At 59.7% G+C, this 13,879-nt stretch carries 11 protein-coding genes; 3 read left to right on the top strand and 8 right to left on the bottom strand.

The window, feature by feature from the left end:
- Positions 1–61: 61 nt before the first annotated feature.
- The 6 genes from AC1DPR_RS00150 to AC1DPR_RS00125 all read right to left on the bottom strand — a co-directional run bounded on the left by AC1DPR_RS00150 (position 62) and on the right by AC1DPR_RS00125 (position 8,961).
- Positions 62–2,575: a GcvT family protein gene (locus AC1DPR_RS00150; RefSeq protein WP_477815574.1), complete on the bottom strand. Its 2,514-nt coding sequence runs from the start codon at positions 2,573–2,575 to the stop codon at positions 62–64.
- A gap of 207 nt (positions 2,576–2,782) precedes the next feature.
- Entirely contained in the window at positions 2,783–3,046 is a 264-nt protein-coding gene (locus AC1DPR_RS00145; RefSeq protein ID WP_192306538.1) for a hypothetical protein, read from the bottom strand.
- 121 nt (positions 3,047–3,167) lie between these two features.
- The gene (locus AC1DPR_RS00140; RefSeq protein WP_477815573.1) at positions 3,168–5,765 is read right to left on the bottom strand and encodes a mechanosensitive ion channel domain-containing protein; all 2,598 of its coding nucleotides are present in this window, start codon (positions 5,763–5,765) and stop codon (positions 3,168–3,170) included.
- 31 nt (positions 5,766–5,796) lie between these two features.
- Positions 5,797–6,354 carry a DUF924 family protein gene (locus AC1DPR_RS00135; protein WP_477815572.1) on the bottom strand — a complete coding sequence of 186 codons (558 nt, stop codon included), beginning with the start codon at positions 6,352–6,354 and terminating at the stop codon, positions 5,797–5,799.
- 40 nt (positions 6,355–6,394) lie between these two features.
- The gene (locus tag AC1DPR_RS00130) at positions 6,395–7,834 is read right to left on the bottom strand and encodes an MFS transporter (protein WP_026371450.1); all 1,440 of its coding nucleotides are present in this window, start codon (positions 7,832–7,834) and stop codon (positions 6,395–6,397) included.
- A 182-nt stretch (positions 7,835–8,016) separates the two neighbouring features.
- Positions 8,017–8,961 carry a cysteine hydrolase family protein gene (locus AC1DPR_RS00125; protein ID WP_477815571.1) on the bottom strand — a complete coding sequence of 315 codons (945 nt, stop codon included), beginning with the start codon at positions 8,959–8,961 and terminating at the stop codon, positions 8,017–8,019.
- Positions 8,962–9,066: 105 nt separating this feature from the next.
- Between AC1DPR_RS00125 and AC1DPR_RS00120 the strand changes: the two genes are divergently transcribed.
- On the top strand, positions 9,067–10,179 hold the full coding sequence (locus AC1DPR_RS00120; RefSeq protein WP_169680147.1) for an acetate/propionate family kinase: 1,113 nt from the start codon (positions 9,067–9,069) through the stop codon (positions 10,177–10,179).
- 10 nt (positions 10,180–10,189) lie between these two features.
- Here the strand turns inward: AC1DPR_RS00120 and AC1DPR_RS00115 are convergent, their stop codons facing one another.
- Complete coding sequence (locus AC1DPR_RS00115; RefSeq protein ID WP_018854688.1) at positions 10,190–10,846, bottom strand: CBS domain-containing protein; 657 nt, start codon at positions 10,844–10,846, stop codon at positions 10,190–10,192.
- Between the two features lie 217 nt (positions 10,847–11,063).
- Positions 11,064–12,242: an amidohydrolase gene (locus AC1DPR_RS00110; RefSeq protein ID WP_018854687.1), complete on the bottom strand. Its 1,179-nt coding sequence runs from the start codon at positions 12,240–12,242 to the stop codon at positions 11,064–11,066.
- A 258-nt stretch (positions 12,243–12,500) separates the two neighbouring features.
- Here AC1DPR_RS00110 and AC1DPR_RS00105 point away from each other — a divergent pair, with 258 nt between their 5' ends.
- Both AC1DPR_RS00105 and AC1DPR_RS00100 read left to right on the top strand, forming a co-directional pair.
- On the top strand, positions 12,501–13,286 hold the full coding sequence (locus AC1DPR_RS00105) for an IclR family transcriptional regulator (RefSeq protein WP_018854686.1): 786 nt from the start codon (positions 12,501–12,503) through the stop codon (positions 13,284–13,286).
- Between the two features lie 201 nt (positions 13,287–13,487).
- Positions 13,488–13,847 carry a response regulator gene (locus tag AC1DPR_RS00100; protein WP_018117053.1) on the top strand — a complete coding sequence of 120 codons (360 nt, stop codon included), beginning with the start codon at positions 13,488–13,490 and terminating at the stop codon, positions 13,845–13,847.
- The last annotated feature ends 32 nt before the right edge of the window (positions 13,848–13,879 follow it).

Below are 13,879 nucleotides of genomic sequence, written 5' to 3'. Positions count from 1 at the left end.
TGACCAACAAAAAGGCGGCCACGAGGGCCGCCCTGACTTTCTTCGAAACATGCTTAAAGGACTATGCCCTCAGCGCGGCGTTGTCCGGATCGAAGGGGCTCTCGCCGACGACGGTGGCGTTGTACGTCGTGCCGAGGATCTTGATCTTCAGCTTCGTGCCTTCCTTGGCGTAGTCGGGACGCAGCATCGCCAGCGCCAGCGACCGATTGATGCGGAAGCCGAAGGTGCCGTTTGTCGCACGTCCGACGAGCTCGCCAGCCTCGTTGTAGATGGCTTCGGAACCGCGGGCATCGACATCGTTGCCGGTCTCGACGACGAGGGTCGCGAAGTTCCACTTCAGCCCCTTGTCCTTGTAGGCCAACAGCCCCTCACGACCGAGGAACTCCTTCTCCGGCTTGATGAAGCGATCAAGCGCCGATTCATAGGCGTTGTACTCGATCGACATCTCGCGGGGGATGAGACGGTAGGACTTCTCGATCGACATCGACAGCATCGCGCGAATACCGAACGGCTTGATGCCGAATTCGGCCCCGGCTTCCATCAGCTTGTCGAAGATGTAGTTCTGCATCTCGATCGGATGATGCAATTCCCAGCCAAGCTCGCCGACGAAATTGACGCGCAGCGCATGTGCGCTCGCAACGCCGATCGAGATCTCCTTGCCCGACAACCACGGGAAGTCCTTGTTCTCAAGGCTCGTCCGCGTGAGCTTCTTGAGCAGGTCACGCGACTTGGGACCGGCAAGCACCAGCACACCGAGTCGCTGCGTGATCTGCTGCAGCCGAACGGAACCATCGGTCGGCGCGAGCCCGCGCAAATAGTCATGGTCGTGCGCCTCGTAGGCGCCGGCTGACACAAGGTAGAAGCGGTTCGGAGCCCATTCATAGACCGTGAACTCGGCGCGAACGCCACCGTGAACCGTCAGCATATGGCAGAGCGCGATGCGACCGCGCTTCTTCGGGATGGCGTTGGCAAAGATCGATTCCAACCAGGCGCGTGCGCCGGGGCCGGAGACTTCCATCTTGGCGAAGGCGGACATGTCGAGCACACCGACATTCTTGTGCACATTCATGACTTCGTTGCCGACATGCTCGAAGTAGTTCGAGCGCCGGAACGACCAGCGTTCAAGGATGCGACCATCCTCTTCAGGATCGGAGTGATTATGGTTGGTGAGGACATCCTCGCCAACGCCAATCTGATCCTTCGGCAGGTCGTAGCCTTCAGGTGCAAACCAGTTGGCGCGCTCCCAGCCATAGACGGAACCGAAAACAGCACCCAGCTTCTTCAGGCGATCGTAGACCGGCGTCGTCTTCAGCGGACGAGCGGCACCGCGCTCTTCATCGGGATAGTGCATGGTGAAGACGTTGGCGTAGGCCTCTTCGTTCTTGGCGATGAGGTAGCCTTCGGTCGCATAGGGACCGAAACGACGCGGATCGACGCCCATCATGTCGACGGTCGGCTCGCCATCCACGATCCATTCCGCCAACTGCCAACCGGCGCCACCGGCTGCGGTGATCCCGAAGGAGTGCCCCTCGTTGAGCCAGAAATTGCGGAGGCCCGGTGCGGGACCAACAATCGGGTTGCCATCGGGCGTATAGGCGATCGCGCCGTTATAGACCTTCTTGATGCCGACTTCACCAAAAGCAGGGACGCGGGCGATCGCGGTCTCGATATGCGGCATCAGGCGATCGAGCTCTTCCTGGAAGAGTTCGTACTCGCTCTCATCCGACGGACCGTTGACGTAACAGACTGGCGCGCCGTGCTCGTACGGCCCGAGAATGAGGCCGCCATTCTCTTCGCGCATGTACCAGGCGCTGTCGGATTCGCGGAGCACGCCCATCTCCGGCAGGCCCTTGGCCTTGCGCTCGAGGATCGCCGGATGCGGCTCGGTGACGATATACTGGTGCTCGACCGGGATAACCGGAATGTTGATCCCGACCATCTCTCCGGTCTTGCGGGCAAAGTTGCCGGTACAGGAGATGATGTGCTCTGCCGTGATCTCGCCCTTTTCCGTCGTCACCTTCCAGAGGCCATCATGCTGCTGCTCGATCGCGGTGACTGTGGTGTTGCGATAGATCGTGGCACCGCGGTCGCGCGCACCCTTGGCGAGCGCCTGGGTCAGATCTGCAGGCTGGATGTAGCCGTCATCGGGATGCTGGATCGCGCCGAGGAGACCATCCGTCTCGCAGAGCGGCCAAATCTCCTTGACCTGCTCCGGCGTCAGTACGTTGACCTTGACGCCAATCGTCTCCGCGATGCCGGCATAGTACATGTACTCGTCCCAGCGATCCTTGGTGCGCGCCAGACGAATGTTGGAAACCTGGCTGAAACCGACGTTCATGCCGGTTTCCTTTTGAAGCTCCTGATAGAACCGAACCGAGTACTTGTGGATCTGGCCGACCGAGTAGCTCATGTTGAACAAAGGCAGCAGACCCGCGGCATGCCATGTCGAACCGGAGGTCAGTTCCTTGCGTTCGATCAGGACGACATCGTCCCAGCCCTTCTTGGCGAGGTGATAAAGCGTCGAAACGCCAACGACGCCGCCGCCGATGACCACTGCGCGCGCATGTGTCTTCATGGAGAATTACCCTCTGTTCTACTAACCTGTCCGACGAATGCCGCCGACGGAAATCGCCTTAGCGAACTATGCAGCGAGGCCGGGCTTGCCAAATGCCTGTTTACGACATGCGAAAAGCTTGCCGCGACTGCATGCAAATAGGCAAGCCGCAAAAGGCCTTTGGTCGAAAATCCGTGGACAAAAATTGTGATCAGAGCGCGCCGTCGTTCACTTTACGACGGCCGATCCCTTGATGATGTCGATCGTTTCGCCGCCATCGAGCCCGATGCGATCACCGTCAGGCGTTGTGATGAAGCAGCCCGACTGGCAGAACGTCTCGGATGCACCAGGATCGAGCACGAGCTGCATCTTGTGACCGCCCTCGGAAAGGACGATCACAACAGCGGCGCTATCGGTATTGGTGATGGAAGCTGCGTGAGTTTGGCCTACGGCCATGAGCGAAAAAAGCAGTACGACGGCAAATCTTGCCATGCAGTGCGGCGCGGATGTTGCGCCCTCCCTCGGAGCGTCTCGGCGCTGCTGCCCCCAGCAGCGAAAACCCGATTGCAGGCGTTATACGGCGACCGCTCTGAACGATCGCTGAACAACGCCTTTACCCCTTGAGATTGCCATCAGCCGACTTACCGCGCAACCGGCGCACAGTGCCGGCCTCGTCGTCCATTTCGCTCGTCTCGGAGACATCTTCGATCTTCGCCGGCGCCTTGCTTGCGGGAGTTGCCCCTCCGACTTGGTCCGGCTGGCGATGGAATACGACATCGCTTTGCGGAAGCGGGATTTGGACGCCCTCCTCCCTGAATCTCTTGAGGATCGCGATCCGGAGATCGTTCCGGACCTTCAGGCCGTCCCCCATGTCAGCAAGCATGAAGCGAAGCTCGAAATCCAGCGAATACGGCCCGAAGCGAAGGAACTCGACATGCGGCTCAGGATTGCGCAGGACGACAGGCACGGCATTCACCAGCTCCAGCAGGATGTCCATCACCTTCTGCGGATCGGAATCGTAGCTCACCGAAACCGGAATTTCGGAGCGCCCCATCTTGTTGCGATGGGTCCAGTTACCGACCGATGCGTTGATCAGCTCGGAATTCGGCACGATGATCGACTGCTTGCGGAATGTCTCGATCTCGGTTGCGCGCACGGAGATGCGCTTCACGATGCCCTCAGCGGTACCGGAAACCACGTGGTCGCCGACCTTGAACGGCCGTTCTACGAGCAAAATCAGACCGGAAACGAAGTTCGACACGATGTTCTGGAGGCCGAAACCGATGCCGACCGAAAGCGCCGAGGCAACGAGCGCGAGGTTTGAGAGGTCGATGCCCGCAGCGGAAACGCCGACAATCGCCGCAAGACCAACGCCAAGGTAGCCGATTCCTGTCTTGACCGAATTTCGAACGCCGAGGTCGACGTGGCTCCGCGCCATGACGTTGCTGTCGAGCCAGCGCTGGATCCAGCGCGTCAGCAGGTAGCCGCCTGCAAAGAGAAGGACACCAGTCATTATCCCGACCAGCGAAATGCTGATCCCACCCAGCCTGACCTCCGTGAGAAGGCGATAGGCGATAAGTTCAAGATCCTGGATGTGGAAGCCCCACAGGAGCAGCACCAGCGGAATCCCAACTATCAGCGCGACGGCCGAGATGCACATGCCAACCAACAGGCCCGCTTGGTCGATGGCAACAGGGCCGAGTTTGAAACGCTTTTGGAGGAAACGACCAAGCGATGTCTCGCCAAAAGTCTCGCTGCGTGAAATCGCTTTGCCCGACAGGAGACCGATATAGGTCGTGACGATGATCGCGCCGGTGATGATCAACTGGGTCGCAACAAAGCGCGCAAGCCCGACATAACCAGTCAGCGCGGTTATGATCAGCCCCGCACCCAGGACGCGCAGAATGATCGCCATGCCCCGCGGCCAATGGCGTCCCGGCGCGTCAGGATCGCCATTTCGCGCCAGCATCGGCCTGCCAAACGAGGCAGCAATCAGGATGAAGCCGATGATCAATGCCGCAATCAAACTTTTGACCACGGTCAGGACGAGTGGGGACCCCATCGCCTCGCTGATGCTGCCGAAGAGGTAGTCAAGCGCATTGACGATGGCCATCGCGAGCAAGCAGGCTCCGATGGAACTCGCACCGCGGTTGGAAAGCTTGACGAGACGCCATTGCGGCTCCTTCGGTGCGAACACCGCATTGGTGAAACGCCTGACGAAATAGATCAACCCGATCGCACCGAAGAGCGCCCCGATGATCGGCGCGATATCCGGTCTCAGAACGTTGAAACTGTTGAGGAAGAAATAGGAGGTCACCAGGAGCGTAGTAAGCGCGAACGTCCGGATCAGCGTCGACCAGAAAGCAATCGAGAGACGATTGATATAGGAGGGCTGCTCGTCCGTTTCCTTACGCTGCAGGTAGCGACCGAAGATGCGGTAACCGCCGGACAACAGCACCAACGCCGTCACAAGCGACATGAAGATGGCCGCGAAGAACGCGAAAGCCTTGAACTTCAGTACAAATCCCAGCCAGCTTCCAAGGGCTTGGACAAACTCCGACCCCTCTTGGACGAAGGCGCGCGCCGCATCGTCAATAACAGAAACCGAGACATCGGTGCGTCGCAGCAAGGTCGCGGCGAAAAGCTGTCGGCGTGTTTCAGCGATAACGTTACCAAGCTTGCTGATGGAAGCAGAGAGGGTCTCGGCATCACCGGTAACGGCGTTAATCTGGGCGCGCTCGGCCGTCAGGGCGTTGCGTTCGGTCGTAACGATCTCCGCTTCGGCCGGCTGCCCTTCCTTTGGTGGATCGCCTAGCTCGCCAAGGCGGTTCTTGATCTGGTCGAGCCGCGGCCGGAGGCCGACGGATATGTTGAGAACCGAGCGCCCAAGTTCGTCGGTCTTTCCGGCGAGAGCCACCAGCGCGTCGTCATCGTCGCCTTTCTGCCTTACGCCGTCCTCGAGCGCGACGAGGTCCTGCTTTGCCTTCTCCAGCGCCTTAGCGGCCTGCTCGATCGGACCGTCAGCAACTGAAGCCTGCTCGGTCGCCTGGGGCTGTTGCTCGGCCTGCGGTTGAGGCGCCTGCGCGCTTACAAGGCTCGCGCCAACGGTCGCCAGCGCAGCGACTAGGAAAATGCGAAGCAAGAGTTGGGTCGGCCGCAAAATATCCCCGCTCGGAAGGTTCTGGATCAAAATTGGAGTCCAGTTTTTCATAAGAAAGAAAGGCAACAGAAAGGCGACGCGCTCAGAAGCCTGCACCCGGCTGTGCCAGATATTCTAGTTCTGCCACGGTCGATTGTCGTCCGACGATGGCGTTTCGATGCGGAAATCGACCGTGGGCGGCGATCACCTTATGGTGGCGAAGCGCATAGTCGATATATTCCTCATCGCCAAGCGCCCTGAATAGTGCCACGGCACGATCCTGCTCGGCCAGATCTTCGCAGTGCTCGAAGGGCATGTAAAAGAACGTCCGGCATTCCGGGCTGACCTGCTGGTCGGCGCCAGCTTCCACGGCAAGCTTTGCTTCCCGCAGCGCAAGCCCATCGGTGGCAAAGGCGAGCGGTGTCGTGCGGTAGATGTTGCGAGGAAACTGGTCCAGCACGATTACTGCGGCAAGCCTGCTGTGGGGCGTCGCACGCCACTCCTCCGACACGTCGCGCGAGAGCGCAAGATGCGTGTCGCGGAAGCGCTTGCGAATATCCCGATCAAGCTCCGTCGTCGCTTTGAACCATTGATCGCGGCCGCACTCCTCGAACCAGAAGTCGAAGACCTCCTGTGGCGTGCAGACATATCCGAGTTTCATATTTCCTCCCGCGAGAGCCGCCCGACTGCACGGCGGCCAACTATTTCGTGCCGATCTTGTGACCCGACACCTCGGCGCCTGCATCCGGCACCAGCCGCAGGAAGCTCACTGACGATATGATGCCGATTGCGCCGACGACAAGAAACGCCCATCGGAAATCGACGAGCCCCGGCCCCTCGACACCGCGCAAGGCGACGGAGATGTTGAGCACCGCCGCCGCGATCGCCACGCCGAGCAACATCGAAATCTGCTGCAGCATGCTCGACAGAGTGGAAGCCGAACTGCGTTGTGCAGAACTGATATCGGCAAAGGCCAGTGTATTCAGTGCCGTGAATTCCATTGAGCGCGAGAGACCCGCGGTCATCAACAGCACGTAGATAACAATACGCGGCGTCTCGGGTACGAGAAAGCCGCAGGCGGCAATCGCCGATGCAGCAATCAACCCGTTGAAGAAGAGCACCGCGCGAAATCCAAACCTGGCGAGCAGCGGTGTCGTGACGACCTTCATGCCGAGGTTTCCGAGAAAGTAGACCAGCAGATAGGCACCCGCTTCGATCGAGCTCAATCCGAATCCGAGTTGGAAGAGGAGCGGCAAGAGGAAGGGCGTCGCGTTGATCGCGAGACGGCTCGCCGTCCCGCCTGAAAGGGTCGCGATCGCAAAGGTTTGCACTTTGAAGGCAGAGAGATCGAGCAATGGATTGCTGACTCGCCGGAAATGCCGGGTCGCCATGACCGAGAGCACGAGCCCTGCCACCAGCATCAGCAAAATTGGTACCAGCCCGCCATGCCACTTCACCGAGAACTCAAGTGCTGCCAGCAGGAAGGTCAATCCGCCGCCGCTGAGAACGAAGCCAAGTAAATCCAGCCGCCCGGCATCTTCCTCGCGCTGTTCCGGCACGAAACGAAGAACCAGCGCCATGCCGAGCACCCCGATCGGCACATTGATGAGGAAGTTCCAATGCCAACTTGCGTAGGTGGTGATGAAGCTGCCGAGCAGCGGACCGACAACGGGAGCCGTCAGCGCCGGCCAGGTTATCAGCGCGATCGCCTGGACGAGCTCCGATTTGCGGGCATTCTTGAGGACAATGATCCGGCCGACCGGCGTCATCAGCGCACTGCCCGCGCCCTGCACCGCGCGGGCGATGACAAACTCCGCAAGCCCATCGGAGAGCCCACAGAAGAGCGATGCGATCGTAAAGACGGCGATCGAGGCCATGAAGACGCGCCGTGCGCCGTATCGATCCCCAAGCCATCCCGAAAGCGGAATGAAGGCCGCCATCGTCAGCATATAGACCGTGATGCCGATGCTCATGGATATCGGTTGAACGCCAAAACTCGCCGCCATCTGCGGCAATGAAGTGGTGACGATGGTGCCGTCGAGAATCTGCATGAAAAACGAAACGGCAACGACCAGCGCGACGATCTTTGCCCTGCGGATGCTCTCCACATCGTCTTTCTCAGTCGTCTGCATAGCTGTCATTGATCTGCCGATGTGGAATGGATGCATCCGGATAGAATGGACACAGAAGCGGGATCCGAGGCGTGCCGAACAGCACTACCGCTTGATAGGCCGATCGGCGCAACCCGAAAAGAGAAAAATCCTGAGATCTCAGAGGATTTTGTGAGTAGGGGCACCGATCAGCGGCGGTTGCGGCTTGCCCCCTACCCGGCTTTTGCACTTCTGGATAAGGCGTCAATCACCGCCTCGGACTCCGCTGTCCAACCGAAGAGCAGCTCGATTGCGAGCAGCGACGCTTCATGGTTGCTGCGCATTGTGTCAGCCGCGATTAGTTCTGCCGTACAGTCCCTAAGCACGATGCAACGATAGTCGCGAAAAGTCGCGTCACGGACTGTGGACTCAACGCAGATGCTGGTCGTGGCACCGGTGAAGATGAGCGTGTTGATCCTCCTGGCGCGAAGGAGGGTATCGAGCGACGTTTCGAAAAATGCACTGTAGCGATGCTTGGAGATCACGGCGTCGCCTGGCTGGGGCTCGAGTTCCGGGATAATTGCAGTGTTCCAGGTATCGCGCACCAGGATTTGGCTTTGGATGCCGTTTGGGGCTACCACGGCTGCCCCGATATTCAGGCGCTTGTGCTTGATGCGATGCGGAGCATCTTCGTTACCGGCATCGGAAAGGTCCGCATTATGCTCTTGCCTGGTGTAGACGATGAGCAATGCGTTACGCCGCGCCGCTTCGAGCAACCGCGAAATCGGCTGAACGAGATGCGCGATGGGCGCGACGTCAAGGCCGGCGCGATCGAACATTCCACCACGGCAGCCGAAGTCGTTCTGCATATCGATGACCATGACGGCAGTCCGGCTAGGATCGAAGCTGACCGCTTCAGGGCGAGCAGCAATGGATAGCTGCATTTCCATTCCCATCCCTCCCAAATCGAGTAGCGTGGTGCTCGAGCTGCCCACAACCATAACACGCTGGAGCCTGCCCGCATCGACCACGGCAAGTCCAAACCCTCGGGAATAGAGCCGGCGACCATTACCGCATAAAGGCAGGATTTGATCCACCGCAACGCCACGTGAGAAAGAACTCGTTATACGCGAATCCTGAAACAGAAACAATTTGACACTTGCATCTTCTGCGGCCACCCTGCCGCAGCAGAGGGGTACTCAGTGCCGGCGCAGGGCAATTGCGACGCCCTGACACACCGTCTCGCTTTTGTACTCTCTTGATCGGCCTCGGAGCACAATTCGATGATCGACACGCTGCTTGTTCTCAACACCGGTTCATCGAGCCTGAAGTTTCAGATCTTCGCGGAACGGGACCTAAACGTGCTGATGAGCGGCAAGGTCACCGGTATTGGTGACACGCCTGAGATGCGTGCGAAGCTTCCCAATGGTGAGGAGACGCGAAGTACCCTGCCCGCGAGCACTGATCACAATCTAGCACTCCGCGCGGTGACCGAGCTCATAGGCGGGCACGATCACGGCTGGCGCACAACAGCCGTTGCCCATCGCGTCGTCCATGGTGGGCAGACCTTCCGAGAGCCCGTCATTGTCACGCCGGATGTGATGCGCCGCCTCGAGGCGCTGATCCCGTTAGCGCCGCTTCACCAACCCCACAATCTCGCCGGTATCACCGCTTCGGCGAGAATCGCGAGCGGAGCGCCCGATATTGCCTGCTTCGACACAGCCTTTCACGCAGGCCACGACGAGCTGACCAGCAGCTTCGCACTACCGCAGGAGATGCGCGACAAAGGCATGCGCCGCTATGGCTTCCATGGGCTTTCCTATGATTGGATTTCTCAGGTGCTGTCCAAGGACTATCCGGACCTCCATGCCGGCCGTGTCGTTGTTGGCCACCTCGGCAATGGCGCCAGCCTCTGTGCGTTGAAGAACGGCGTCAGCGTCGATACGACGATGAGCATGACCGCGCTCGACGGCATTCCTATGGGAACCCGCAGCGGCTCAATCGATCCGGGCGCCGTTCTCTACATGATCCACGACCTGGAGCTCGGCGTCGAAGCGGTCCAGGATATCCTCTATGAGTGTTCGGGCCTGAAAGGCTTGTCCGGCATCAGCAACGACGTCGAGGCATTGCTTCAAAGCGACGATCCCAAAGCCGCCTTTGCGCTCGAGTATTTTGCCCGCAAAACGGCTCAGCATATCGCGATGATGGCCGTCTCCCTAGGCGGCATCGATGCGCTTGTCTTTACGGGCGGGATTGGCGAGCACGCCGCCCCTGTCCGCGAGGCAATCCTGCGAAGGCTGCGCTTCCTGGGTGATTTCAAAACGCTAGTGATCCCGACCAACGAAGAACGACTGATGGCAACACAAGCGAAAAAGCTTCTCCGTACGGTAGCCTGAGGATCTCCGATCAGGCAACACCGAGCTTGTCGATGAAGCCGCTGACGCCCTTGAGGTTCTCTACCAGGACACGGATGGCGCGCCGCTCCAGTTCGCTCGATACGGTCCCTTCAAGCACCGCTCTGGAATCCTGAACCGATACCTTGATCGCATCGGTGTCGAGACCAAGGTCACCCTGCAGTCGCGCGCGGATGGCGCGGGCGAGAGCATCGTCACCACTTGCCGTTCTCTCGGCCGGCGCCGCAACGATTGCTTTGAGGAGATCGATACGGCTGACGATACCGAGAAGGCGCTTGTCGCTGACGACGGGCACCCGCTTGATCTTGTGCCGGAACATCGCCTCGGCGATCGCCGCAACCGGCGTATCCGGCGTCACGCTGATCACGCTTGCGGACATGACATCCGATACCCGCCAGCTGCGGCTTCGGATATAGTCGTCGAGGTCGACGAGCGACGTCTCATCCGGCTTGCCGGCCGATCTGCCGCCACCGAACTCGATGCGCCGGAGGAGGTCTCCTTCTGTCAGCAGGCCACAAACATTGCCATCGTTGTCGATAACAGGCAGGCCGCTGATATTCTTGGCAACCATCAGGTCTATTGCCTGATGGATGCTGCTATCGGCGCTGATCGTTGTGATGTCGGTGTTCATGATGTCTTGAGCAAACATGCTAATCCCATTGCACTCTGGAGGAAGTCAAATGGTTCCGACGTGACGCTGCGCGAACCGCGCATGCATCCGATGCTGAAAATATTGCGCAAATCCACTCCCAAGTCGATCAGGGATTGCGATCTAATTTGACCGGAGATGCGAAGGCACCGCGCCGACGGAACGGAAGCAGGGTCCTCGCCATCGGCCAATCACCGGCGGGAATGTCCGGCAGCTACTACAGGGGCCGCCGGAGGGTAGCTCGGCCGAGAATGTTCCTGATGGCGCGCATGAAGACCCGCGATCCGGTCGCGATCAGCTCATCGGGAAAATCGTAGTCGGGGTTGTGCAGTCGCGGATGATCTTCACCCGCCCCGAGAAAGAACATCGCTGCGGGCGCCACAGTCCGGAACAGACCGAAGTCTTCAGAAGCTTTCATTGGCAGCAGGCTACTGACATCGTCATGGCTGACGCCCTCGTCATCCAGGGCACGCCGCAGCTCCTTGACCGCTTCGGCGGAATTGTAGCACTGGCGGAACACGTCCTCGTAACTGATCTCCACCTGCAATTGCCCGGCCTTCGCCTGGGTCTGCACCAGTTCCTCGGCGCGGGAAACCAACGCTGCCATCGCTTCATCGGTCAGCGTCCGCAGGGTCGCCCAGATCTGCGCTTCGCCGGGACTGATCCCAAATGCCGGCTCCCCGAGCCGCGCATGTGTGACCGTAACCAGCGAGTAGTCCGGCCCCAGCGGCCCATTGTTGCCCAACGCCGTCAGATCACCGAGCAACCGCGCCAGCACGAAAGTCGGCGCAATGCCCTGCTCCGGATAAGAGGCGTGCGATGTCTTACCCTTTAGAATGATCTTCATTCCGCGCGATGCGCAATTGACCGGCCCCTCCTTGAGAAGGACGTGTCCGAGCCGGATACCCGGGAAGTTATGAAGCGAGAGCGATAGATCCTGCGTCAGCGTCGCAAACTTCGGATCGGCAAGCACGGCCGCTGCCCCTGCACCGTTCTCCTCGGCCGGCTGGAACATCAGGATAACCCGCCCCTTCGCAGGCCGCTCGTGCCCAAGACCCTTCGCGAGTGCCATCAGGATCGCCATGTGACCGTCATGGCCGCAAAGGTGGCCCTTGCCCGGCACCGTCGAACGGTGCGCGACATCGGAGATTTCCTCGATCGGCAGGCCATCCAGTTCCGCACGGATCATGATCGTCGGACCTGATGCCGCTCCTTCATAGACGGCCGCGAGGCCATGGCCGCCGATGCCGGCAACGATGCGATCTGGCCTCGTGCGGCCGAGTTCCTCTGTAACGCGGGATGCGGTTTCCGCCTCCTCACCCGAGACTTCCGGATTGCGATGAAGTTCCCGTCGAAACGCTTTGATTTCGCTTAGTTCTCCATCAGTCAAAAACATCACCAGAATCCTCGGAACACGAACAGCCTCACCTCAAGAGCGCGAGCCTAACCTGCCCGTTTTCCATAGTCGATGAAGAAGTTCACTACTAAGGTCCGCCACGCGCTGCGGATCGGCAGTTCGCGCCGGCAAGCACCTACCCATATATGAGGTTCTTTTTCATATACAGGCGACGCTACCGACCGAACCGAGCTGCACACTGCGCTTTTCGGCAGCTACGCATTTGTATATGTAAGGTGGCATTCACAGGAGAAATTGATGGAAGCAGATGACGCTGATCGGTACCGCGCTCCGGCGCTGGACAAGGGGCTCGATATCCTCGAGCTTTTGGCCAGCGTCGAGGAAGGGCTGACCCAGGCGGAGATCGCCAAGCGTCTCGATCGTAGCCCCAACGAATTCTATCGCATGCTCGATCGCCTCGTCCGCCGCGGCTACGTGACGAAGCTGGAGGGTGACCGGTTTACACTGACACTCAAGCTATTCGGGCTGGCCCAGTTGCACGCGCCAACACGCCGGCTGGCGTCTTTCGCAATGCCATTGATGCGTGAACTAGCGCAGAAGACCAAACAGGCGAACCACCTGGTCGTCTTTGACCGCGGTTCGGCGGTGGTGATCGCGCAGCACGAGGCGCCGGATTACTGGGGTCTCTCGATCCGCATCGGGTCGCACATCAGTCTCTTCGACACCGGCTCCGGCCACGTGCTTCTTGCGTTCCGAAGCGATGAAGAGCGGCAGATGATGATCGCGGAACACGTGCGCAGCCGCGCGGAAGTGAATCTCGGACCAGAATTTTACGAGCGCCTCGCCCAGATCCGCGAACACGGTTACGAAATGATGGCGAGCGCCCAGACGGCAGGCGTCAATAACCTTTCCGCTCCTATCCTTGGGCCGGACGGACGCTGCATTGCGGCCCTCACCTGCCCCTATATCGCGCTGGTCAATGCCTCGGCAGCGCCCGATATCAGCCAGACGATCACCATGGTGATGAAGACCGCCAACGAGCTTTCGCTGCTCGCCGGTTCTGATGTCGGAATGCCGACATGACCTGGCAGCACGCCGACATATATTCTCACCTGCAGGCCAGTGCCGAGGAAGCCGGGATCACAACCGCGTTTAATGCCGATCCCCGCAAAGCCTTAAGGTCATTGTCAGCTAGCGATCTCATTAGAAGTCCTGGCGACGGATAGACGCCGTCATGGCCATGGAGGATGCCGCCGGAAGGCAGGCATTCAAGGGAGATAGCGTGTGAACGTATTGCTGGTCGAGGACAACGTCCTTTTGGGAGACGCCGTGCGCGATCACATCGCGGCCGACGGTCATTCGGTCGATTGGTGCCTCAATCTCGCGGAAGCAACCCAAGCGGCCGAAACCGGCAAATACGGCGTCATCCTGCTCGACCTGCGCTTGCCCGATGGTAATGGCTTAACCCTATTGAAGGCGCTTAGACGACAAGCGAACTCCGTCCCCGTCATCATTCTGACGGCGCACGACCAGACTTCGGATCAGATCGAGGGCCTGCGAAGCGGCGCGGACGATTTCCTGGTGAAGCCCTTCGGGCTCTCCGAGCTTTCAGAGCGGATGAAAGCGGCAAACCACAAGCACTGAGAGCTGGATTGGCATCCCGAGGCAATCGATAC

Source organism: Rhizobium sp. 01T417, from assembly GCF_056398905.1.
Note: the sequence above shows the minus strand (reverse complement) of the source record. Positions and strands in the feature narration are given on the sequence as shown.